The sequence below is a fragment of the Gryllotalpicola daejeonensis genome (assembly GCF_039538145.1).
Lineage (GTDB): Bacteria > Actinomycetota > Actinomycetes > Actinomycetales > Microbacteriaceae > Gryllotalpicola > Gryllotalpicola daejeonensis.
Genome location: NZ_BAABBV010000001.1, coordinates 706,038 through 726,838 on the forward strand (window position 1 = coordinate 706,038; position 20,801 = coordinate 726,838).

At 68.5% G+C, this 20,801-nt stretch carries 26 protein-coding genes, 2 tRNA genes and 1 riboswitch; of the genes, 14 read left to right on the forward strand and 14 right to left on the reverse strand.

Features of this window, described 5'->3' with window-relative positions:
* The 5 genes from ABD736_RS03545 to ABD736_RS03565 all read left to right on the forward strand — a co-directional run.
* Positions 1 to 528: hypothetical protein (locus tag ABD736_RS03545; RefSeq protein ID WP_344790355.1), on the forward strand; the 528-nt coding region annotated here is incomplete at its 5' end.
* 213 nt (positions 529 to 741) lie between these two features.
* The gene (locus ABD736_RS03550; protein ID WP_344790356.1) at positions 742 to 1,554 is read left to right on the forward strand and encodes a hypothetical protein; all 813 of its coding nucleotides are present in this window, start codon (positions 742 to 744) and stop codon (positions 1,552 to 1,554) included.
* A gap of 675 nt (positions 1,555 to 2,229) precedes the next feature.
* Entirely contained in the window at positions 2,230 to 2,430 is a 201-nt protein-coding gene (locus ABD736_RS03555) for a hypothetical protein (RefSeq protein WP_344790357.1), read from the forward strand.
* A gap of 111 nt (positions 2,431 to 2,541) precedes the next feature.
* Complete coding sequence (locus ABD736_RS03560) at positions 2,542 to 2,832, forward strand: hypothetical protein (RefSeq protein WP_344790358.1); 291 nt, start codon at positions 2,542 to 2,544, stop codon at positions 2,830 to 2,832.
* Between the two features lie 258 nt (positions 2,833 to 3,090).
* Positions 3,091 to 3,426: a hypothetical protein gene (locus ABD736_RS03565; RefSeq protein WP_344790359.1), complete on the forward strand. Its 336-nt coding sequence runs from the start codon at positions 3,091 to 3,093 to the stop codon at positions 3,424 to 3,426.
* Between the two features lie 895 nt (positions 3,427 to 4,321).
* On the opposite strand, the gene ABD736_RS03570 is transcribed toward ABD736_RS03565, so the two are convergent.
* From ABD736_RS03570 to ABD736_RS03585, 4 genes are read right to left on the reverse strand one after another with little or no spacing between them, the layout of a single operon-like run.
* On the reverse strand, positions 4,322 to 4,765 hold the full coding sequence (locus ABD736_RS03570; RefSeq protein WP_344790360.1) for an ATP-binding protein: 444 nt from the start codon (positions 4,763 to 4,765) through the stop codon (positions 4,322 to 4,324).
* Positions 4,755 to 5,087, reverse strand: coding sequence for an STAS domain-containing protein (locus ABD736_RS03575; protein ID WP_344790361.1), 333 nt, complete (start codon positions 5,085 to 5,087; stop codon positions 4,755 to 4,757). The genes ABD736_RS03570 and ABD736_RS03575 overlap by 11 nt, the downstream gene beginning before the upstream one ends.
* Before the next feature lie 24 nt (positions 5,088 to 5,111).
* On the reverse strand, positions 5,112 to 6,320 hold the full coding sequence (locus tag ABD736_RS03580) for a PP2C family protein-serine/threonine phosphatase (protein WP_344790362.1): 1,209 nt from the start codon (positions 6,318 to 6,320) through the stop codon (positions 5,112 to 5,114).
* Between the two features lie 9 nt (positions 6,321 to 6,329).
* Positions 6,330 to 6,749, reverse strand: a complete 420-nt coding sequence (locus tag ABD736_RS03585) for a hypothetical protein (RefSeq protein ID WP_344790363.1) — start codon at positions 6,747 to 6,749, stop codon at positions 6,330 to 6,332.
* Between the two features lie 160 nt (positions 6,750 to 6,909).
* Here ABD736_RS03585 and ABD736_RS03590 point away from each other — a divergent pair, with 160 nt between their 5' ends.
* A complete protein-coding gene (locus ABD736_RS03590; RefSeq protein WP_344790364.1) occupies positions 6,910 to 7,299 on the forward strand; it encodes an OsmC family protein in 390 nt (129 codons plus the stop codon).
* A 4-nt stretch (positions 7,300 to 7,303) separates the two neighbouring features.
* Positions 7,304 to 7,528, forward strand: a complete 225-nt coding sequence (locus ABD736_RS03595; RefSeq protein ID WP_344790365.1) for a PLD nuclease N-terminal domain-containing protein — start codon at positions 7,304 to 7,306, stop codon at positions 7,526 to 7,528.
* Positions 7,529 to 7,596: 68 nt separating this feature from the next.
* Here ABD736_RS03595 and ABD736_RS03600 read toward each other — a convergent pair.
* A tRNA-Arg gene (locus tag ABD736_RS03600) sits at positions 7,597 to 7,672 on the reverse strand.
* Between the two features lie 40 nt (positions 7,673 to 7,712).
* On the reverse strand, positions 7,713 to 7,973 hold the full coding sequence (locus ABD736_RS03605) for a glutaredoxin family protein (protein ID WP_344790366.1): 261 nt from the start codon (positions 7,971 to 7,973) through the stop codon (positions 7,713 to 7,715).
* Positions 7,974 to 8,013: 40 nt separating this feature from the next.
* On the opposite strand from ABD736_RS03605, the gene orn reads away from it, so the two are divergent.
* The 3 genes from orn (at position 8,014) to ABD736_RS03620 (ending at position 9,434) form a co-directional block, all read left to right on the forward strand.
* Positions 8,014 to 8,634 (forward strand): oligoribonuclease, encoded by a 621-nt coding sequence (gene orn, locus ABD736_RS03610; RefSeq protein WP_344790367.1) that lies wholly within the window; start codon positions 8,014 to 8,016, stop codon positions 8,632 to 8,634.
* Between the two features lie 45 nt (positions 8,635 to 8,679).
* Positions 8,680 to 8,755, forward strand: a tRNA-His gene (locus tag ABD736_RS03615).
* A gap of 31 nt (positions 8,756 to 8,786) precedes the next feature.
* Complete coding sequence (locus ABD736_RS03620; protein ID WP_344790368.1) at positions 8,787 to 9,434, forward strand: phosphoribosyltransferase; 648 nt, start codon at positions 8,787 to 8,789, stop codon at positions 9,432 to 9,434.
* A 14-nt stretch (positions 9,435 to 9,448) separates the two neighbouring features.
* On the opposite strand, the gene ABD736_RS03625 is transcribed toward ABD736_RS03620, so the two are convergent.
* Complete coding sequence (locus ABD736_RS03625; protein WP_344790369.1) at positions 9,449 to 10,819, reverse strand: NAD(P)/FAD-dependent oxidoreductase; 1,371 nt, start codon at positions 10,817 to 10,819, stop codon at positions 9,449 to 9,451.
* A gap of 23 nt (positions 10,820 to 10,842) precedes the next feature.
* On the opposite strand from ABD736_RS03625, the gene ABD736_RS03630 reads away from it, so the two are divergent.
* A complete protein-coding gene (locus ABD736_RS03630; RefSeq protein ID WP_344790370.1) occupies positions 10,843 to 11,193 on the forward strand; it encodes a metallopeptidase family protein in 351 nt (116 codons plus the stop codon).
* 9 nt (positions 11,194 to 11,202) lie between these two features.
* Here ABD736_RS03630 and ABD736_RS03635 read toward each other — a convergent pair whose 3' ends face one another.
* The 6 genes from ABD736_RS03635 to ABD736_RS03660 form a co-directional block, all read right to left on the reverse strand.
* Positions 11,203 to 11,466 (reverse strand): hypothetical protein, encoded by a 264-nt coding sequence (locus tag ABD736_RS03635; RefSeq protein WP_344790371.1) that lies wholly within the window; start codon positions 11,464 to 11,466, stop codon positions 11,203 to 11,205.
* A 20-nt stretch (positions 11,467 to 11,486) separates the two neighbouring features.
* On the reverse strand, positions 11,487 to 12,053 hold the full coding sequence (locus tag ABD736_RS03640; RefSeq protein ID WP_344790372.1) for a nucleoside/nucleotide kinase family protein: 567 nt from the start codon (positions 12,051 to 12,053) through the stop codon (positions 11,487 to 11,489).
* Positions 12,050 to 12,805: an energy-coupling factor transporter transmembrane component T family protein gene (locus ABD736_RS03645; RefSeq protein ID WP_344790373.1), complete on the reverse strand. Its 756-nt coding sequence runs from the start codon at positions 12,803 to 12,805 to the stop codon at positions 12,050 to 12,052. The genes ABD736_RS03640 and ABD736_RS03645 overlap by 4 nt, the downstream gene beginning before the upstream one ends.
* A complete protein-coding gene (locus ABD736_RS03650; RefSeq protein WP_344792200.1) occupies positions 12,802 to 14,289 on the reverse strand; it encodes an ABC transporter ATP-binding protein in 1,488 nt (495 codons plus the stop codon). Before ABD736_RS03650 ends, ABD736_RS03645 begins: the two co-directional genes overlap by 4 nt.
* On the reverse strand, positions 14,286 to 14,918 hold the full coding sequence (locus ABD736_RS03655) for an ECF transporter S component (RefSeq protein ID WP_344790374.1): 633 nt from the start codon (positions 14,916 to 14,918) through the stop codon (positions 14,286 to 14,288). Before ABD736_RS03655 ends, ABD736_RS03650 begins: the two co-directional genes overlap by 4 nt.
* 35 nt (positions 14,919 to 14,953) lie before the next feature.
* Positions 14,954 to 15,064: riboswitch (TPP riboswitch) on the reverse strand.
* A 148-nt stretch (positions 15,065 to 15,212) separates the two neighbouring features.
* Positions 15,213 to 15,593 (reverse strand): hypothetical protein, encoded by a 381-nt coding sequence (locus tag ABD736_RS03660; RefSeq protein WP_344790375.1) that lies wholly within the window; start codon positions 15,591 to 15,593, stop codon positions 15,213 to 15,215.
* Positions 15,594 to 15,673: 80 nt separating this feature from the next.
* Here ABD736_RS03660 and ABD736_RS03665 point away from each other — a divergent pair, with 80 nt between their 5' ends.
* The gene (locus tag ABD736_RS03665; protein ID WP_344790376.1) at positions 15,674 to 16,600 is read left to right on the forward strand and encodes an endonuclease/exonuclease/phosphatase family protein; all 927 of its coding nucleotides are present in this window, start codon (positions 15,674 to 15,676) and stop codon (positions 16,598 to 16,600) included.
* A gap of 22 nt (positions 16,601 to 16,622) precedes the next feature.
* On the opposite strand, the gene ABD736_RS03670 is transcribed toward ABD736_RS03665, so the two are convergent.
* Positions 16,623 to 17,867 (reverse strand): DNA polymerase IV, encoded by a 1,245-nt coding sequence (locus ABD736_RS03670; protein WP_344790377.1) that lies wholly within the window; start codon positions 17,865 to 17,867, stop codon positions 16,623 to 16,625.
* A gap of 76 nt (positions 17,868 to 17,943) precedes the next feature.
* Here ABD736_RS03670 and ABD736_RS03675 point away from each other — a divergent pair, with 76 nt between their 5' ends.
* Together ABD736_RS03675 and ABD736_RS03680 are read left to right on the forward strand one after the other, a co-directional pair.
* Positions 17,944 to 18,948 (forward strand): aldo/keto reductase family protein, encoded by a 1,005-nt coding sequence (locus ABD736_RS03675; RefSeq protein ID WP_344790378.1) that lies wholly within the window; start codon positions 17,944 to 17,946, stop codon positions 18,946 to 18,948.
* 161 nt (positions 18,949 to 19,109) lie between these two features.
* On the forward strand, positions 19,110 to 20,738 hold the full coding sequence (locus ABD736_RS03680; RefSeq protein ID WP_344790379.1) for a chromosome partitioning protein: 1,629 nt from the start codon (positions 19,110 to 19,112) through the stop codon (positions 20,736 to 20,738).
* The last annotated feature ends 63 nt before the right edge of the window (positions 20,739 to 20,801 follow it).

Consider the following 20,801-nt stretch of genomic DNA (forward strand, 5'->3'; position numbering starts at 1 on the left):
CTGCCCGAAGTCGACTCACTCAACGACGTCGACGCAGACCCGCTCAGACTCTGGGAGGTCGATTCACTCAACGAAGCCGAACCGCTCAGACTCTCCGACGTCGACTCACTCAACGACGTCGACACAGAACCGCTGAGACTCTCCGAGGTCGATTCACTCAAAGAAGTCGAAGCAGAGCCACTCAAGCTGCCCGAAGTCGACTCACTCAACGACGTCGACGCAGACCCACTCAAGCTCCCAGAGGTCGACTCACTCAGCGACGCGGACGCAGACCCACTCAGGCTGCCCGATGTCGACTCGCTCAACGACGTCGACGCAGAACCGCTCAAACTCTCCGACGTCGACTCACTCAAGGAGGTCGACGCAGAACCGCTCAAGCTGCTAGAGGTGGACTCGCTCGCCGAGGTCGACGCCGAACCGCTCAGGCTGCCGGACGTAGATTCACTCAACGACGTCGACGCGGAACCACTCAAACTCGAGGAAGTCGACTCGCTCAGTGAGGTCGACGTAGAGCCACTCAAGCTCTGAGAACTGGACTCGCTCAAAGAAGTCGATGCGGAGCCGCTCAAGCTCTCAGAAGTCGACTCACTCAACGAGGTCGACGCGGAGCCGCTCAAGCTCTGCGAGCTGGACTCGCTCAACGAGGTCGAAGCAGACCCACTCAAGCTCTCCGACGTCGACTCGCTCAAGGAGGTCGACGCAGAACCACTCAAGCTCTCAGAAGTCGACTCACTTGCCGACGTGGACGCCGACGCGCTCAGGCTGCCTGAGGTCGACTCGCTCACCGAGGTCAACGCAGAACCACTCAGGCTGCCGGACGTAGATTCACTCAACGACGTCGAAGCAGAGCTACTCAAGCTGCCCGAAGTCGACTCACTCAACGACGTCGACGCAGACCCGCTCAGACTCTGGGAGGTCGATTCACTCAACGAAGCCGAACCGCTCAGACTCTCCGACGTCGACTCACTCAACGACGTCGACACAGAACCGCTGAGACTCTCCGAGGTCGATTCACTCAAAGAAGTCGAAGCAGAGCCACTCAAGCTGCCCGAAGTCGACTCACTCAACGACGTCGACGCAGACCCACTCAAGCTGCCCGAAGTCGACTCACTCAACGACGTCGACGCAGACCCACTCAAGCTCTCGGAAGTCGACTCACTCAACGAAGCCGAACCGCTCAGACTCTCCGACGTCGACGCAGAACCGCTGAGACTCTCCGAGGTCGATTCACTCAAAGAAGTCGAAGCAGAGCCACTCAAGCTGCCCGAAGTCGACTCACTCACCGAGGTCGACGCAGAGCCGCTAAGACTCTCCGACGTCGACTCGCTCAACGACGTCGACGCAGAACCACTCAAACTCACCGATGTCGACTCACTAACCGAAATAGACACCGAAGCGCTCAGGCTGCCTGAGGTCGACTCGCTCGCCGAGGTCGACGCAGAACCGCTCAGGCTGCCGGACGTAGATTCACTCAACGACGTCGACGCGGAACCACTCAAACTCGAGGAAGTCGACTCGCTCAGTGAGGTCGACGTAGAGCCACTCAAGCTCTGAGAACTGGACTCGCTCAAAGAAGTCGATGCCGAGTCGCTCAACGAGGTCGAAGCAGACCCACTCAGGCTGCCCGAAGTCGACTCGCTCAAGGAGGTCGAAGCCGAAGCACTCAGGCTGCCTGAGGTCGACTCGCTCGCTGAGGTCGACGCAGAACCGCTCAGGCTGCCGGACGTAGATTCACTCAACGACGTTGAGGCGGAGCCGCTCAAGCTCTCGGACGTCGACTCACTCAATGAAGTCGATGCCGACTCGCTCAACGAGGCCGAAGCAGACCCACTCACGCTGCCCGACGTCGACTCACTCGAGGAGGTCGAAGCCGACCCGCTCAAACTCTCGGACGTCGACTCACTCAGCGACGTCGACGCGGACGCGCTCAAGCTCTGCGAGCTGGACTCGCTCAACGAGGTCGAAGCAGACCCACTCAAGCTCTCCGACGTCGACTCACTCAACGAGGTCGACGCGGACCCACTCAAGCTCTCGGACGTCGACTCACTCAGCGACGTCGACGCCGAACTGCTCAGGCTGCCTGAGGTCGACTCGCTCGCTGAGGTCGACGCAGAACCGCTCAGGCTGCCGGACGTCCATTCACTCAACGACGTCGACGCGGAACCACTCAAACTCGAGGAAGTTGACTCGCTCAATGAAGTCGAAGCAGACCCACTCAAGCTTTGCGAGGTGGACTCGCTCAACGAAGTCGATGCAGAGCCGCTCAAGCTCTCGGAAGTCGACTCACTTGCCGAAGTAGACGCCGATGCACTCAGGCTGCCCGAGGTCGACTCGCTCACCGAAGTCGACGTCGAAGCGCTCAAACTCCCCGACGTCGACTCGCTCAACGATGCCGACGCAGAACCACTCAGGCTTTGCGAAGCCGACTGACTGAGCGAGGTCGACGCAGAACCACTCAAAGAGCTCGACATCGAGGCCGACGAAGACGCGCTGGTCGAGGTCGACTGTGATGCACTTGCGGATGCCGACTGAGACGCGCTCGTGGATCCCGACTGCGAAGCGCTGGTCGACAGTGACTGTGACGCACTAACCGAGCCCGACTGCGAAGCACTCGCCGAACCCGATAGCGACGCGCTGGCGCTGGAGGACGCGGATTGGGACGCGCTCGTTGACGCAGAATGCGACGCACTGGTGGATGCCGACTGCGACGCACTCGCCGACCCGGACACCGACGCGCTCGCGCTCGTCGACGCGGACTGCGACGCACTCAGTGAACCGGACTGCGACGCGCTCGCCGATGCAGACTGCGAGGCACTGACCGAACCGGACTGAGATGCGCTCGCGCTCGCCGACGCAGAATGCGACGCACTCGCAGAAGTCGACTGCGAGGCACTGACGGAACCCGACTGCGAGGCGCTGGCACTGGTCGAGGCAGAATGCGATGCACTCGCCGAGACCGACTGCGAGGCGCTGGCCGAACCGGACTGCGAGGCGCTCGCCGACAACGACTGGGACGCGCTCGCGGACGCTGATTGCGACGAGCTGGTCGAAGACGCCGACTGAGAAGCACTCGTAGAGGCAGACTTCGAGGTGCTCAACGATGCGGATTGCGACGCACTCGATGAAGCGGACTGCGACGCGCTCACGGAACCTGATTGCGAGGCACTGACCGATGCGGACTTCGAGGTGCTCGTGGAAGCACCGGCCGACGCGGACTGCGAGGCGCTGGTCGAAGCAGACGCAGACGCAGATGCCGACCCGGATTGCGACGCGCTCGCCGAGACCGACTGCGACTTCGACGTCGATGTCGACTGGCTCGCGCTCGTTGTGTTGGACGGCGCCGCAGATTGGCTGGCCGATGCGCTTGCCGACTCGCTCTGTGAGATCAGATTGCTCGGCGCCGGCGCCCCAGAGCCGTTGAAGTAATAGAACAGCGAGTTGATGTTGTAGACCGACACGCCCCCGCTCGGAATCGCCTGCACGGCGATCACCAATCCGTTGTCGGTCGTCAGGTAGCCCGAGTACAGCGTGTTGCCGATGTAGAACTGCTGCGCGACATAGTGCGCCTTGACCCCGCCGATCGTGACGTTGAGCGCAGCGATGACGGCGTTGAAGTTCGCCGCTGTGATGTTGGCGTCCTGTGTCGTGATGGCGGTCTGATAGGTGACCGTCTTGCCGTTGAAGGTGTTGCTCGCGGTGCCCGCGTATGACGCGTGACCGGCCTGCGTGGCCGAGAGGCTGGCGTCTGCTCCCCCGCCGTAGGACATCGACGCGTTGGTCAGCCCCTGATCCGAGTACGTGGGGATGGTGGTGGTGGATGTCGCGGCCGCGGTCGTCCGCAGGGTGGGCTTCGCCGCGGTCGACGACTGGCTGGCGGATTGGCTCTGAGACGCCGATGCGCTGAGCGATGTCGACGCGCTCGTCGAGGTCGACGCAGAGGCGCTGCCCGACGCAGAGGCGCTCGCTGACTGCGACGCCGAGACCGAGCCGCTCGACGCGCCCGCGGCCACCGACTGCGACGCCGACTGCGACGCCGACCCGGACGCCGACGCCGACGCCGACCCAGATGCCGACACCGACTGTGAACTCGACTGAGACGTCGACTCCGACGTCGGCTCGGACGCGGAGGTGCTCGCCGCCCCGCTGCCCGGCGCAAGGACGGCACTCCCATCCGTCGCCAGCGTGTTCAACTGAGCCGCGTTGACGTCATAGGAGATCGGCGTAGCATCGGACATGTATCTATGATCCCCCTTCCCCGGAGGTTAGAGCAAGTCTCGTCGGCGAACTCTCACGCGGCGCATGGTCGGCCCGCCGCATCCACTCAGATTTCCGGGATCCGGCCCAATCGTCGCACCATGTGCCAGTGATTGGTGTCCCCCAACCGCGTGAACTCGATCTTGTCGAGCACGGCCTCGGCGAGAGCCAGGCCTCTGCCGCCTTCGGCGTCCTCCCCGGGCATCCCGACGCCCTGCGCAGGCGTGAACGTCTGACCCGTGTCGTCGAGCTCGGCCTCGATGTCGTCGGCATGCACGCGGATCGTGAACTTCCAGCGCACCGCACCCTCCGGGCGCCCGTACTCGACGACATTGTTCGCGATCTCAATGATGGCCGTCTCGAACAGCATCACGTCCATCGGGTCGAGCTCGGGGTGGTCGCCTGCGGCTTCGGCAAGAAGCTTGTGCACGGCATCCAACTGCTCCGGCACGGCGAAGCCCTCGAGCGTGTACTCCTTGTCTTCCGGCGCATCACCGGCGTCACCAGTCATGCCGTGCCTCCTCGACGCTGTCGTACGGCGCGAGAATCCGATCGAGGTTGGTGAGCTTGAGCACCGCGAGCACCTGGGCGCCCGCGGCTGCGATGCGCAGATCGCCGCCCTTCTGCCTGGCCGCCTTCAGCCCCCCGATCAGCGCGCCCAGCCCCGACGAGTCGATGAAGTCGATCCCGTGCAGGTCAACGACCAGCCGTGCCTGGCCGCCGGCCACAAGGTCGTCGATGCGCGACTTCAGCGCCGGCGCGGCGACGAGGTTGAACTTGCCCTCGGGCGCAAGCACCACGTAGGTGCCCTTGTCGACTTCCTCAAAGCTCATCGGCGCGTTCTCCTTCTCTCGTATTCAATTCGTGGCGGATGCCTGCTCGGCGGCACCTTGGGCGGGCGCCCGCCTCACGACCAGCGCGGTGACGTCATCTGTCGCCTCGTGCGCCATCGCGAACTCGACGATGCGGTCGACGACCTGTCGACAGCTCAGCTCGGGGTCGAGGATGGCACTCAATCGCGCCTCCGCCTGCTCGAAGGAATCGTCGAGCACGTCGAAGACCCCGTCCGAGACGACGACGAGCAGCTCGTCTTCTGCGAGGTGGTCGGTCGCCCGCGTCCAGTCGTCCTCGACAGGCATCCCCAGCGGAAGGTAATCCTGCGAGAGCCGCCGATAGCCGCGCTGCGAGGCGATGATCGCCAGGCCGTGCCCGGCGTCGATGTAGTCGAGCGCCCCCGTCACGGGGTCGAGGCGGCCGACCCACAGCGTCGAGAAGCGGTTGTTCGCCTCGAGGTCGTGGCGAGTGGTCGTGGAGGTGCGGGCGATTGCGTCGCCGACGTCCGTGTAGCGTGAATGGCCGCGCAGCACCGCGCGCACCTCGGAGGCGATGAGGGATGCCGCGAGCCCCTTGCCCATGACGTCGCCGAGCACGACCTGAAGGCGCTTGCCGCCGCCTTCCGGGTCGTTGACGACGAACCAGTCGAAGTAGTCGCCACCGGCCTCGCGCGCGGGCTGAACCCGCCCGGCGATCTCGACGCCGCCGATCTCAGGAGCGGAGGTCGGCAGCATCAGCTGCTGCACCTGGCCGGCGAGATCCATCTCCTCCTGCACGGCGAGCTCACGCTCGAGCAGTGCGCCGAGGTCCGCGAGCATCTCACGCTGTTGACGACCGAGCGTGCGCGGCACGAGATCGAGGATGCACAGCGCGCCGATGTTCTGCCCGCTTTGACCACGCACGGGGATGCCCGCATAGAAGCGCACCCGCGGCGCGCCCGTCACGGCCGGAATGCTCGCGAACCGCTCGTCCTCGCGCAGATCGCGCACCTCGAGGATTTCGTCGTGCTGCACGGTGACGCGGCACACGGAGTCCTCGACGGGCCCCTCCCCCTTCGGGTAGCCGACGGACGCGACGGTGAACTGCTTGTCGTTGCCGATGAGGTTCAGCGCGGCGATCGGCGCGCCGAAGATCGCCTGGGCGAGTCGCACGACGCGGTCATAGCGCTCAGCCGAGACGCCGCGCGCAACCGCCTCAGCCTCTAGGCGACCGGTGCTGGGGGGCAGCTGCATCGTGCGGCCTCAGACAGTCAGCTCGTCGAGGATGGGCTCGATGTCGAGCACCGAGCGCCGCGTGGCCGACCACCCCATGCCCAGCGACGTCTCGCGGTTGGTGATCAGCACGACGACCGCCTCGGGATGATTGGGCAGGATCATCATGAAGTGGATGGTGTGCCGAGTGGTCATCTGCATCTCTTCAAGCAGACGCTCGCTCGGAACCCCGCGCTTCGCCGAGATCAGATCTTCGACGTGCCGCACGGTCTCACCGCGGAACATCTCGACGGCGGCCGCGGCGACGGCATCGAGGTACTCCCGGGTGAAGTACGACACGTGGTGCGCCACCCCGAGCAGTTCGCCTGAGCGCAGATCTGCGACTGCGCACCCGAGCGCGCCGTCGACCTCTTGAATGACCGACTCCATCACGTCGTCGAGCGTGCTCACGAGCCACACAGTAGCACCCGCGGTGTCGCCGGTCAGGGGGCCATGCAACAGTGACCCGGCTTCTTGACACTGGCGCGTTTAACCCGGTTGATCTGCGGCATTTCGCCGCGGCGCGACCGCCGATCTGGTGGCGCGAAGGCTGCTCTGCCAGCATCCCGCCATGTCCGAGTACGAAGTGGTCGCAGGCGCAGGATCGCTCCGCGTCGCATCCGACGGCGTGATCGCGTTCCCACACCGCTGGACCGCCGAGGGTGTCGCCGTCGACGCAGCCTTCAGCGGTGCCCACCTGCTGAATCTCGCCGTCGCCGGCTGCGTGCTGAACGACGTCTATCGCGAGGCAGGACCGCTCGGCGTCGCGGTGCGCGGCGTGCGCGTGCGGGCGTCGGGCGGATTCGATGCGCAGTGGCGGTCCACGGGCATCCGGTATGTCGTTGAACTCGATGCGGATGCCTCACCCGACGCTGTCTCCGCCCTGCTGCAGCGCGTCGACGAGATCGCCGAGATCCCGCAAGCAGTGCGTGCGGGCGCCGTGGTGCAGCGCGCAGAATGACGACATGAGCCGCCGTACGAAGCGCAACTTCTCGGAACTATCGACGCCGGCGAAGGCCGGGGTGGTCGCGCTGGGCGTCGCTCAGGTGGGACTCGCCGTGCTCGCCTTCACCGACCTCGCGGGGCGACCGGCCGACGAGGTCCGCGGCCCGAAGCCCGCCTGGATCCCGGTGATCCTCGTCAACTGGTTCGGGCCGGCGGCTTACTTCGTCTTCGGCCGCAAGCGTTGACGTCGAGATGTTCCAAAATGGCGGTTACGGATCCGCGAACCGCCCTTTTGGAACATCTCGGCGAGCGCTGGTGCCCCCGGCAGGAGTCGAACCCGCAATCGGCCGAGTAGAAATCGGCTGCCTTATCCATTTGGCCACGGAGGCTGGCACATTAAGAGTAGCGAACGCCCTCAGAGGAGGCGGGTCAGAGCGCCTTCGCCGCGGCGACCAGCACCTGGTTCAGCGTCGGAACGCCTTCCGCGCGGAACACCTCGGCTCCGCCGGCATCCTTCACGATCACGGTGGGCGTCGTTCTGACGCCTGACGCCTCAGCCTCTGCTTCGAATGCGACGACGTCCTTCTCGACGACGGCGGCGCCGGGAATCAGCCGCCCCGCTTCTGCAAGCACGGCTCGCGTCGCCATGCACGGCCCGCAGAACGCCGAGGTGAAGAGCGTGAGTTCCACCAACCCAGCCTAAGCAAAGGGTGCGCAATAGGATCGGAGCATGTCTGCTGCCTCGGATCGTCTCGTCTGGATCGACTGCGAGATGACGGGCCTGGACCCCGACAAGGACGAGCTGGTCGAGATCGCAGTGGTCATCACCGACTCTGAGCTGAAGCCCGTCGCCGAGGGCATCGACATCGTCATCAAGGCGAGTGACGAGGCGCTTCAGGGCATGAGCGAGTTCGTGACCAACATGCACACGACGAGCGGGCTCATCACAGAGATCCCCACCGGCAAGAGCCTCGCCGAGGCCGAGTATGAGGTCATGGAGTACGTGCTCGCCCACGTGCCAGACGAGGGCAAGGCACCGCTCGCCGGCAACACGATCGGCACCGACCGCATGTTCATCACGAAGTACATGCCGCGTCTCGACTCGCACCTGCACTACCGCTCGATCGATGTCAGCTCGATCAAAGAGCTTTCGCGCCGCTGGTTCCCCCGCGTCTACTACCAGGCGCCCGAGAAGGCCGGCGGCCACCGCGCTCTCGCCGACATCCTCGAGTCGATCCGCGAACTCGACTACTACCGCAAGGCGGTTTTCGTCGCTGAGCCGGGCCCGACCTCAGAGCAGGCGCTCGCCGTCGCCACGTCCGTGGTGAACGAGTGGGCCCCGCGCATGTAATACACTTGACTGGTTGCCCGCTCGCCATCTGAGCTGGGTCGCATGGTGGTCGTAGCTCAGTTGGTAGAGCACCTGGTTGTGGTCCAGGGGGTCGCGGGTTCAAGCCCCGTCGATCACCCCAATTCTTCGCAGTGATTCCGCATGGTCGAGCCGTGAATCCCTATCGTGATCGCGTCGACGCGGGCGAGGTTCTCGCCGCGTCGGTGGCCGAGATCGTCCCCGACGGCGCCGATGCCGTCGTACTCGGACTCCCCCGCGGCGGCGTCCCCGTCGCCGCCGCCGTTGCCCGGGCCCTCGGCGCGCCGCTCGACGTGCTCGTCGTGCGCAAGCTCGGCGTGCCCGGCTCGCCCGAGGTCGCGATGGGCGCGATCGCCTCAGTGGGCGGCGAGCTCGCGATCGTCGCGAACGATGATCTGCGCGAGCGCGTCGCAGCATATTCGGGGCCGGATGCCTGGGCCGAGGTCCTCTCACACGAGCGAGTCGAGCTCGAACGACGCGTCACCGAGTACCGCGGCGACCGACCGCCGCTCGCGCTCGAGGGGCGCACCGTGGTGCTCGTCGACGACGGCATCGCCACTGGCGCCACGATGCGCGCGGCCGCCGCCGCTGCCCGGCAACTTCGCCCGAGCCGTCTCATCGCCGCCTCGCCGGTGGTGCTCACCGGTGCGCGCGCCGCGGTCGAAGCATCCGTCGACGCCCTGATCTGCCCCTGGTTCCCTGCTGCCTTCCTCGGGGTCGGTCAGGCATACCGCGATTTCACGCAAACCAGTGACGGCGAGGTGCGCCGCTTGCTCTCTTAGCGTCGAGCGGCGCTTCAGCGGTGCCCAGACACTAGGTCGGCGAGCCGGGCGAGCGGCGAGGTCGTCGTGCGCCCGGCGTGCTCTGCGCGGTCCGCCGCGCGGTACAGCGCATAGAGCGACTGCACGGCGACCCAGCGCAGCGGCTCGGGCTCCCAGGTGCGCACCCGATGGCCGACCCACGGCAGCGTCACGAGTTCGGTGTCGCGCTCGAGCACGAGGTCGGCGAGCGTACGGCCTGCGAGGTTGGTCGACGCGACGCCCGTGCCGACGTAGCCGCCCGCCCAGCCGAGCCCGGTGCCGCGATCGAGCCCCACCGTGGCCGACCAATCCCGTGGAACGCCGAGCACCCCCGACCACGCGTGGTCGAGCTGCACGCCACGCAAGACGGGCCAGAACCGCTCGATCAGCGCGCGCAGCTCGGCGACGGTCGCGGCGGGCGTCTGCCCGTCGGCATCGACGCGCGACCCGAAGCGATACGGGCGCCCTCGGCCGCCGAACGCGATGCGGTCGTCGGCGGTGCGCTGCGCGTACATGTAGGCGTGAGCCAGATCGCCGAGCGTCTCACGCCCGTCCCACCCGATTTCCTGCCAGACGGATGCCGGCAGCGGCGCCGTCACCACGAGAGAGGAGTTCAGCGGCAGCCACTCGCGGTGGAACTTCGGGAAGCCCGCCGTGAAGCCCTCTGTGGCGCGGATGATCACGGGGGCCTTCACGGTGCCGCGTGCTGTCAGCGCGTGATGCGGCTCGATCGAGACGACGCGGGTGCCTTCGTACAGTTCGACGCCCAGGCGCACCACCGTCTCACGCAACCCGCGCGCGAGCTTCGCAGGGTGCAGCCGGGCGGTGTGCGGGTGCCAGACCGCGCCGAGGCCGCCGGCGATGTCGATGCGCGCCCGTGCCTCGCCGGCCGACAGCAGCTCGACGCCGCTCTCGGCCCATTTCTGCTCGGCCGCGGCGAACGCCGTGAGCCGCTCGAGCTGCGCCCGGTCGGTCGCGACCGTGAACTCGCCGCCCTTGTGGATGTCAGCGTCGATGCCCTCGGCCGCGGCGACCGCGATCACTTCGTCGACGGTCTCGTTGGCGAGCTGCTGGAAGCGCGCGACGACGGACCGCCCGTGCGAGGCGAGGTACTGCTCGCGCCCGCCCGTGATCGAGTTCGCGAGCCAGCCTCCATTGCGGCCTGAGGCGCCGTAGCCGGCGAAGCGCTGCTCGAGCACGACCACCCGCAGCGAAGGCTGCGCGCGCTTCAGGTAATAGGCGGTCCACAACCCCGTGTATCCGGCGCCGACGATGCAGACATCCGCCTCACGCGATCCGTCGAGCGGCGGCAGCGGCGTCGCCCGGCCGAGCTGCGACCACCAGAAGGACACCTCGCCGTTCTTCACGCGGCCAACGGTATCGTGAGGCCGTGCTTGAGCTCGGCCATGACGACTTCGAGAAACTCGTGGTCGCCGAGCTCGACGTACTGCCTGACGACATGGTCGACGGGCTCGAGAACGTCGTGTTCCTCGTCGAGGACCGGCCGGAGGACGGCTCGCTCGACCTCTTCGGTCTGTACGACGGCGTCGACGTCACGGCCCGCGACCGCTACGGCTTCGGCGAGCTTCCCGACCGCATCATCGTCTACCGGGAACCGCACCTCGCCGCGTGCGACAGCATCGCCGAGCTGCGCGACGAACTGCATGTCACACTCGTGCACGAGATCGCGCACTACTACGGCATCGACGACACCGAGCTGCACCGCCTCGGCTGGGCCTAGTCAGCCCGACTAGATGTTCGTGTCCTGGTCGTCGACTTCGATCGAGTCGCTGTCGGCCGGGTCCCAGCGGTAGCTCACGAACAGGTTCTCGCCGACCTTCCTCGAGTCGCGCGCGACGTAGTGCAGCTGCGACGGCAGGCCCTCGACGGCGACGAACGCGTCGACCTCTTTCTCGTACTCCCCGTCGATGTACGGTCGGTGCTGGGTCTGTCCCTGAAGGGGGCCGTCGAGGAACTCGAGGATGTATTCCTTCGCGGTCTCTGCGGTGCTCATGCCGTGAATCTAGACCCTGCTCACGAAACCGGGCTAGGGGCTCGCGTGCCGTCGAGAATCAGGTCAGCGAGCGCGAGCGGATGCTGCGTGCGCACGAACTCGGTGAACTGCGCGTCCCACATCTCCCAGTGCGCGTCGAACGCGCCGCGATCGCGCGCGAGCGCCCGCCGCTTGCGCACCGCGTCGTCTGCGCCGAGCCAGATCCTGAGATCGGCGTGGCGAGCGGATGCCTGGCTGAGCGCCCCGCAGCCCTCGACCACGAGCGGCCGATCGCCGTGCACCTCGTGCCACTCGCCGGGGTGCCCGGCGGCCCAGTTCCACTCGCGCCAGCGGCCGACACCGCTCTCGCGCAGCGGCCCGACGAGCTCAGCGGCGACGGCGTGACTGCCGACCGCGAGGCCGCCCCACCCCGGGTAGAGATCATCGAGGCGCACGAGCCGGGGCGCTGCGGCTGTCGGCCACGCCGCGAGCAGCGCGTCGGCGAGTGTCGATTTGCCGGAGCCGCTCGGCCCGTCGATCAGCACGATCGGATTCGTCACCTCGAGCGCCGCGACGGCGGCGACGACCTTCTGCACCGGCGCGGTCATGACCAGACCCAGTGCAGAGTGCCGAACGCGAGGTCGAGCCCGAGTCCGGTCGCGGCGACGACCGCGGCGATGGCCACGAGCGCGGCATCCCTGCCCCCGAATGTCGACGGGCGCGCCCACGTGCGGGGCCCCGGCGCGCCGAAGCCGCGCGCCTCCATCGCGGTGGCGAGTTTCGTTCCACGCCGGATCGCGAGCACGAGCAGAGCGAACGCCATGCCGAGGAACCGGCGGATCGCCGCTGCGTCGCCGAGCCCGCGGGCGCGCCGCGCGAGGCTCATCTGCCGCCAGTCGCTGATGAGCAGCCCGGCCAGCCGCTGGGCCGCCAGCGTGCCGAGCACGAGCTGAGCGGGCAGGCGCACGCGCTGGGCGAGACCGTCGGCCAGTTCGGTCGGGTCGACGCCGCGGAACAGCAGGATGCTCGGTACGCCGATCGCGAGCGCGCGCAGCGACACGGCGATCGCGAGCGCGATCGAGCCCGAGGTGATGTGCGCGAGCCAGAACGAGGCGTATTCATGGCCGGAAGGCTCCCCGTAGAGCAGCATTCCGATGCCGGCCAGCGGCGCGGCGATCAGCAAGGGCCACGTGCTGCGCAGGATCCAACCCAGCTTCGCGCCCGCGGCGAGCAGCAGCACGAGTTCGAACGCCAGGATCACGGCGCTGCTCGACCAGTCGAGCGTGAGCAGCAGCGGCGCCGTCACCACGATGGCCGCCGCGAGCCGGCTGACGGGGTTGGTGCGTGCGACGAGTCTCATGCCGCAACCCCCGTCTGCTCACGCAGGCCCGCGGGCTCGAGCCGCAGCACGCGGTCGCCGAGCGCACGCACAAGCTCGGCGTCGTGGCTCACGCTGACGAGCGCCGAGCCGTCTGTCACGAGGCCCCGCAGCAGCCGCACGAGCTCCGTCCAGGTGGCCCTGTCCTGTCCGAAGGTCGGCTCGTCGAGAACCAGCAGCGGCGGTCGTGCGGCGAGCACCGCGGCGACGGAGAGACGCCGCTTCTCGCCACCGGAGAGCGTGAACGGGTTCGCGAGCGCGAGGTGCTCGAGCCGCAGCCGCGCGAGCAGCTCGTCGGCGCGCGCATCCAGCTCGGCGCGCGGTGTCTTGAGCGCCCGCAGGCCGACGGCGATCTCGTCGCGCACGGTGCGCGCCACGAAACTGTGCTCGGGCTCCTGGAAAACGGTGCCGATGCGCGTGAGCAGCTGTGTCGAGCGCCACCGGTGCGGCTGCGGCGCGAGCCCGCGAGCGAGACGATCGGATGCCTGCACCGCGCCGCCGAGCGGAGGCAGCAGTCCTCCGAGCGTGAGCGCGAGGGTCGACTTCCCGACGCCGTTCGGCCCGGTGATGACGGTCGACGCGGCATCGGGAATCGCGAGCTCGAGTCCCGCCCGCACGACCGAGTCCCTGCGGCGTCCGATCGCGAGGCCGGCCGCAGTGATGACGGCCGGTTCGTGAGTCGGCGCCGCCGCGGGCACGTCGGGCGAGGCATCCGGCAGCCACACTCCTGCGGCCTCGAGAGCCGCACGATGGGTGGTGAACACGTCACGCGGCCGGCCGTCGGCCAGCAGCGCGCCCTCGCCGTCGAGCACGACGACCCGGTCCACCAGATCGGCCCAGACCGAAACCCGGTGTTCGACGACGACGAGCGTGGCGCCGGTGCGCGCCGCAGCCCTGGCGACCGCCTCGCGCACCTCGACGACGCCCGCCGGATCGAGGTTGGCGGTCGGCTCGTCGAGCAGCAGCAGCCCGGGCCGCATCGCGAGCACCCCGGCCAGGGCGAGGCGCTGCCGCTGGCCGCCGGAAAGCTGCGACGTCGGCTGGTCGAGGGGCACCTCGAGCCCCACTGCGTCGAGCGCCTCCGCGACGCGGGCCCAGATCTCCTCGCGCGGCACGCCGAGGTTCTCGCAGCCGAAGGCCACGTCGTCGCCGACACGGGCCAGCACCGCCTGCGCGTCCGGGTCCTGCAGGACCAGACCCGCCCGCCCGCGCGCCGCGGCCGGTGGCACGCCGTCGAGCATCAGCTCGCCGAGCTGCTCGCCTTCCTCCTCACCGCCGACGACGCCCGCGAGTGCGGCAAGAAGCGTCGACTTCCCCGCCCCGCTCGGGCCGAGCAGCAGCACATGCTCCCCCGGCTCGATCGTGAGATCGAGCCCCGAGACGGCCCAGCGCAGCCGCCCGGTGTGCCGCCAGCCCCAGCCGCGCGCCTCGACGCGGGCCGGTCGCGTGTCGCCTGCCGTGGTCAGACCCGCGCCTTCGCCGCGCGGCCGGAGGCGAACCGGTCGAGCGCACCGGTCGCGGCGAGCGCCCGCACCACGAGCCAGCCGACGAACCCGGCGAGCACGGCGCCCGAGGCCGCAGAGCTCACGAGGTAGATCGTGTTGTATGCGGCCGACTTCGCAAGGTTGCCGAAGAAGAACAGCTCGAGCGCCCACTCGCCGAAGCCGCCCGCTGCGCCCGCGAGCATCGCGACGCCGACGTTGAAGCGGCGGTAAAGGAAGATCGCGAAGATGAGCTCGATGAAGGCGCCCTGGGCGAGCCCCGAGTAGACCGTCGTGATTCCCCACTGCTCGCCGATGCCCATCTCGACGACGGCGGCCAGCAGCTCGACGAAGATCGCCGCGCCCGGCTTGCGGATCACGAGGGCACCCACGACGCCGGCCAGCAGCCAGCCGCCGTTTGCGACTCCCCCGAGCCCGGGCGTCAGTGCGTCAGCCGCGCCGTACCAGGCATAGCCAGGGGTGTCCCACAGCCAGTAGACGACGCCGATGGCGATGCCGAGAACGGCGGCCACGATGATGTCGACGGGGCGCCATTTCCGCGCTGTGAGGCGCTTCGGCGCGGCATCCGTCAGGGTCTCGATTGTTGCGTGCACTCGTTCATCCCTTTCTCTCGGAAACGAGGGCACGGGATGTGAGATTGTCTGCCTCCCTGCGCCGGCATGACCCGGATCAGGTTCGACGGTCGAAGGTTGAGAACCTTCCTCTCAGCCCGGCTCACCGGACTCCCGTGTACACGCCCAATCATAGACTGAGCGGCGTGACCCCCTTCGCTCCCGTCATCGCGCTCGCAGTCGCCTTCATCGTGCTGCTGCGCGTGCTGATCTGGCAGCGGCGGCGCGACGAGAAGCGGCGCGCGCAACGGCGCGAGCGGTGACGAGCGCCGCGGACTAGCGACGGCGCTTGCGCGATGCGCGCGCGAGGCCCTTCAGCACGCTTCCGCTGACCCACACGAGCGGGGTCGCCACGGCGATCAGCGTGATGAGGTTGGGCTCGAATCGCAGACCACGGATGTCGCGCACATAGGCGCCGAACGGGATGCTCGCCGCGATGCCGCCGCCCCCGCTGCCTTCGCCCTCGCCGTTGAGGTTGACGTTCACGCTCTCGCCGGCACCGCCGCCGTTGCCGCGACCCTCGCCTGCGCCGAAGGCGTGGAACGCGAGCGCGACGGGCATGATGTGCACGCCGTTCAACTCGGTCGCCTCGCCATAGACGGTCGACAGCCCGAGGCCTTTGATCTGTTCCGCGATTCGCTCCACCACGCTGCTCATGCCGCCCACGCTACGCGGCGCGCCATTCAGGTGCCAGGGTCTTCTCAGCCGCTCTTAGCCGCGCATGGGAAGATCGACCGATGCCTGCCCGCCGCCCGACTCGCATGGTCTCCGACGCCGTTCTCGGCGTCGTGGCGCTCGCGGTCGGCGCCCTGCTGCTCTGGCACGGCGCCATCTCGGACCGCGGTGGGGTCATGGGCCTCATCGAGTCGGTGCTGCCGTGGTTCGGCATCCTGATCGTCCTGTTCGCGATCGTCGCAGCCACGCGGCGCTCGGCCTTCATCGCCATCGGCGCACTCGTCTCGGCCATCGTCTGGGCCGCGCTCTACGTTCCGGTGATCACCCCGCACCGCAGCACCGGGAACACGGACTTCACCGTCATCAGCGAGAACGTCGACGCCGACAACACGAATCCCGCGAACACCGTCGAGTCGATCGCCGCGCGCCACCCCCAGGTCATCGCCCTGCAGGAGCTCACGGCGGATTCCGCCGCCGCCGCGTCGAAAACCCTCGACGCTGCGTATCCCCACCATTACGTCGTCGGCACGGTCGGCGTCTGGAGCTCGCTGCCGCTGTCGAACGCGCACTCGCTCACGCTGGGCCTGGGCTGGAAGCGCGCGCTGAGCGTCGATGTGCAGACGGATGCCGGCCCGGTGCGGGTCTACGCCCTGCACGCCGCTTCGCTGCGCCCCGGCGAGTTCGCCCAGCGGGACGAGATGCTGAGCACGCTGGCCGCGACGCTTCGGCGTGACGACTCCTCGCGCCTGATCGCCGTCGGCGACTTCAACGCCGCCTCGACCGACCGCGCCTTCCGCCAGCTGCTCGACACGGTCAACGAGCCGGGCACGAGCCAGTGGGGATTCGGCTTCACCTGGCCCGCCCGGTTCCCGGTCGCACGCGTCGACCACGTCGTCGAGCGCGGCCTTCACGTGGTCTCGAACGTCGTGCTGCCGCCGAACGGCAGCGATCACCGCCCGATCCAGGTCGGGCTCGGCCGCGACGACTAGCCAGGGCACACTGGCCACAGCCTCAGCCGCGATAGTGGTCGCTCTCGCCGACCTTACGCGGCTTCGTGCCGAGCAGTGCCGCCGGCCCCAGCACGCCCGCGCCGAATTTCGCCGCGATGCCGTCGACGGCGCGCTCGGTCTCCCGCCAGTCCCCATCGGGGTCCCAGAGGGCTGGCTGGCCGGCATCCTGCTCGAGTTGCTCGACGCGCACGCCGATCAGCCGCACCGGCGCTCGGTCCTGCCACGCCTCGTCGAGCAGGCCTGAGACCTCTTCGAAGATGCGCCGGCCGACCGAGGTCGGCTCGGGCAGAGTGCGCGAGCGCGAGATGGTGCGGAAGTCGGAGTAGCGCAGCTTGAGGCTCACCGTGCGGCCGGCGACGGATGCCGCACGCAGCCGCTCGGCCGCGCGAGACGCCAGGCGCAGCAGCTCGCGCCGCAGCACCGCGCGATCGGTGACGTCGAACTCGAAGGTCTCTTCGTGGCCGATCGACTTCTCGATGCGGGTCGTCTCGACCTCGCGCACGTCGATGCCGTTCGCCAGCTGCCACAGGCGCCTGCCACCGACGCCCAGCCGCTTCTCGAGCAACTCGATCGGCGCCTGGGCGAGGTCGGCGACGGTGCGCAGGCCGAGGTTCGCGAGCGCGGTCTGCGTCGACGGGCCGACGCCCCAGAGCGCCCCGACCGGCAGCGGGTGCAGGAACGCCAGCGTCTCGGCGACGGGCACCACCAGCAGCCCGTCGGGCTTCGCGCGACCGGAGGCCAGCTTCGCCACGAACTTCGTGCCCGCGACGCCGACCGATGCCGGAAGCCCGGTCTCGTGACGCACCCACTCGCGCAGCTGCGCCGCGATGTGCGCCGGCCTGCCGAGCAGCTTGCGGGCGCCGCTCACATCGAGGAACGCCTCGTCGATCGACACCGGCTCGACGAGCGGCGTCGCCCGGCGGAAGATCTGCATCACCTGGCGCGACAGCTCGGCGTACCTGTCCATGCGGGGGTCGACGGTGATGGCATCCGGACACAGTCTCAGCGCCTGCGCGACCGGCATCGCCGAGCGCACACCGAACCTGCGCGCCTCATAAGACGCACTCGAGACGACCGAGCGGCCGCTCGCGTGGCCGACGATCAGCGGCTTCCCCGCGAGCTCCGGTCGGTCGAGCACCTCGACCGACGCATAGAAGGCATCCATGTCGACATGCAGGATGTTGGCGCCGGTGTCGTCCACCGGCCCGACCGTCACCTGCCGGTCGCTGCCGTCTGCCCTGCCCACGCTGTTCATCATCTCGCGGGGAACTGACAACCAGCCTGGGTCGAAACGATTCGACGAATCTGCATAGGCTTGAGGAATGGAATTCAGATACCTCGGCAACTCGGGTCTCAAGATCTCCGAGATCATCTACGGCAACTGGCTCACCCACGCTTCGCAGGTCGAGAACGACGCGGCGAACGCGACCATCCATGCGGCGCTCGACGCGGGCATCTCGAGCTTCGACACGGCCGATGCCTACGCGAACACGGCGGCCGAGGTCGTGCTCGGCGACGCGCTCAAGGGCGAGCGTCGCGAGAGCCTCGAGATCTTCACGAAGGTCTACTGGCCCACCGGGCCCGGCGGCAAGAACGACACGGGTCTCAGCCGCAAGCACATCATGGAGTCGATCAACGGCTCGCTCACCCGCCTCGGCACCGACTACGTCGACCTGTACCAGGCGCACCGCTTCGACTACGAGACGCCGATCGAAGAGACGATGCAGGCCTTCGCCGACATCGTGCGCCAGGGCAAGGCGCTCTACATCGGTGTCAGCGAATGGAACGCCGACCAGATCCGCGCGGGCCACAAGCTCGCGAAGGAGCTCGGGTTCCAGCTCATCTCGAACCAGCCTCAGTACAACATGCTGTGGCGCGTCATTGAGCAGGAGGTCGTGCCGACCTCTGAAGAGCTCGGACTCTCGCAGATCGTCTTCTCGCCGATCGCTCAGGGCGTGCTGACGGGCAAGTACCTGCCCGGCCAGCCGGCGCCCGAGGGTTCGCGCGCGACGGATGAGAAGGGCGGCAAGAACATGATCGCCCGGTGGTTGCGCGACGACATCCTCACCGCGGTGCAGAGCCTCAAGCCGATCGCCGACGAGCTCGGCCTCACCCAGGCGCAGCTCGCCGTGGCGTGGGTCCTGCAGAACCCGAACGTGGCCGGTGCGATCGTGGGTGCGAGCCGCCCTGAGCAGATCGCGTCGAACGCCGCGGCAGCGGGCGTCAAGCTCGAGGCATCCGTGCTCGCGAAGATCGACGAGGCACTCGGCTCGCTCGCCGAGACGGACCCGACGCTGACGCAGTCGCCGGAGACGCGCGTCGCCTGAGCCGATGCAGCAGCGATGGGCCGCCCCTCGGGGCGGCCCATTCGTTTGACGGTTCCCGGAAACGATCGGGTACTATCTACCCCCATTAGGGTTACAGGGCCGTATCCCGACGCTCTGGACCCATCATCAGCGGAGGGAACCCCGTGACGGACACCACCCCCATGACTCACACACCCCACATCGAAGCCACCGTGGTGCGCAGCGCCGAAGGCCCGTACATCGGCCAGATCTCGGTCGACGGCGCCATCTCGACGATCGAGGGGCGCACAGAAGACGGCGTGCGTCGCGACATCATCCGCGCCGTGGCGGGCGTCGCGCAGCGACTCGAGCGGCCGGTGCGCCTGGTCGCCCGCGACAGCCTCGGCACACAGGAGGTGCGAGTCTCTCCCGACGGCTACACCGAGGCCCTGAGCGCGGTGGCTCCCCCCACCCCTCCCACTCCCCCGGCCTCCGGCCCCGCTGGCGGGCTCGACTTCGACGCGATCGTCGGGCTCGGGGACCAGCACAGCAGCGGCCAGGTGCCGGTGAGCGATGACGACACCCTGACCCAGCCCGCGCGCCGCTCGGCCGCCATTCCGGATCTCGAGTACCTCTTCGCGTCGCCCACCGAGCACAGCACGAGGGATGCCGCGGCCGCGGCCCCGACGGAGCAGATGCCGACCGTGAACCGCGTCGCGCCACCGCCTGCGCCGGTCGCGACTCCGGAGCCCGCGCCCGCGCCGGCCCCGGCCGACGAGCCCGCGCCCACCCCCACCCCCACCCCCGCACCGTCGCACCGCTTCGAGCCGTTCTCGCCGCAGACCGACGCGGCGTCGACGGCGATTCCGCTGCCGGCCCAGCCCGTCGGCCCCGAGCACGTGCCGACGCTCGACGACTTCATGGCCCAGCGCCCCGACACGCCCGTCGCCCCAGCAGAGCTCGGCTGGCAGGGCATCGTGCGCAAGGCCTCGTTCGGCCTGATCAGCCCCGCGCCCGGTGAGGCCGAGATCGAGCGTCGCGCGGCCATCGCCAAGGTGCAGCGCACCTTCGCCGGCCCGCGCACGATCGTCGTGATCAACCCGAAGGGCGGTGCGCACAAGACGACCGCGACCATGATGCTCGCCGCGACCTTCGGCGAGCACCGCGGCGGCTACACCCTGGCCTGGGACAACAACGAGACCCGCGGCACGCTCGGCTGGCGCGCCCGCGCGGCCGCGCATCACAACAGTGCGGTCAGCCTGCTGAACGACCTCGACCGCTTCAGCGACACCGGCTCGTCGCGCATCGGCGATCTCGACGATTACGTGCGCGCGCAGGGCTCGGCCCAGTTCGACGTGCTCGCGAGCGACGAGGACCCGAACGCCACTGAGCTCGTCGACGCCGAGGCGTTCGGCAAGCTGCACTCGACCCTCGAGCGCTTCTACCGCCTCATCGTCATCGACACCGGCAACAACATGCGCGCCCCGAACTGGCTCGCGGCCGTCGAGGCGGCCGACCAGCTCGTGATCGTGACGACCGTGCGCGAGGACACCGCCGCCAGCGCCGCGTGGCTCGTCGACGGGCTGCGCGAGAAGGGCCTCGACGCCAAGATCGACAACGCCGTCACGGTGCTGTCCGCCACGACCGACTCGCCCGACCCGCAGCTGGCGCGGCGGCTGCGCGGCCACTTCGGTTCGCTCACGCGCGCCGTGCTCGAGGTGCCCCACGACCCGGCGCTGGTCGACGGCGGCACGATCAGCTACGAGCTGCTCTCGCGCCAGACGCGCGAAGCGTGGCTGCAGGTCGCGGCGACGGTGGCAGAGGGGCTGTAGGGGCGGTCTCCATTCGCCGCGGGCGGCGAGTCGACCCGCGGGAATGCCCGGTGCCAGGATGGA

Excerpts from the sequence above, each read along its gene's own strand:
- ABD736_RS03570 (WP_344790360.1), bottom strand. The coding sequence starts at position 4,765 with ATGACTGGTGACGCCGGTGATGCGCCGGAAGACAAGGAGTACACGCTC.
- ABD736_RS03575 (WP_344790361.1), bottom strand. The coding sequence starts at position 5,087 with ATGAGCTTTGAGGAAGTCGACAAGGGCACCTACGTGGTGCTTGCGCCC.
- ABD736_RS03580 (WP_344790362.1), bottom strand. The coding sequence starts at position 6,320 with ATGCAGCTGCCCCCCAGCACCGGTCGCCTAGAGGCTGAGGCGGTTGCG.
- ABD736_RS03590 (WP_344790364.1), top strand. The coding sequence starts at position 6,910 with ATGTCCGAGTACGAAGTGGTCGCAGGCGCAGGATCGCTCCGCGTCGCA.
- ABD736_RS03595 (WP_344790365.1), top strand. The coding sequence starts at position 7,304 with ATGAGCCGCCGTACGAAGCGCAACTTCTCGGAACTATCGACGCCGGCG.
- orn (WP_344790367.1), top strand. The coding sequence starts at position 8,014 with ATGTCTGCTGCCTCGGATCGTCTCGTCTGGATCGACTGCGAGATGACG.
- ABD736_RS03635 (WP_344790371.1), bottom strand. The coding sequence starts at position 11,466 with ATGAGCACCGCAGAGACCGCGAAGGAATACATCCTCGAGTTCCTCGAC.
- ABD736_RS03640 (WP_344790372.1), bottom strand. The coding sequence starts at position 12,053 with ATGACCGCGCCGGTGCAGAAGGTCGTCGCCGCCGTCGCGGCGCTCGAG.
- ABD736_RS03645 (WP_344790373.1), bottom strand. The coding sequence starts at position 12,805 with ATGAGACTCGTCGCACGCACCAACCCCGTCAGCCGGCTCGCGGCGGCC.
- ABD736_RS03660 (WP_344790375.1), bottom strand. The coding sequence starts at position 15,593 with ATGAGCAGCGTGGTGGAGCGAATCGCGGAACAGATCAAAGGCCTCGGG.
- ABD736_RS03665 (WP_344790376.1), top strand. The coding sequence starts at position 15,674 with ATGCCTGCCCGCCGCCCGACTCGCATGGTCTCCGACGCCGTTCTCGGC.
- ABD736_RS03675 (WP_344790378.1), top strand. The coding sequence starts at position 17,944 with ATGGAATTCAGATACCTCGGCAACTCGGGTCTCAAGATCTCCGAGATC.
- ABD736_RS03680 (WP_344790379.1), top strand. The coding sequence starts at position 19,110 with ATGACTCACACACCCCACATCGAAGCCACCGTGGTGCGCAGCGCCGAA.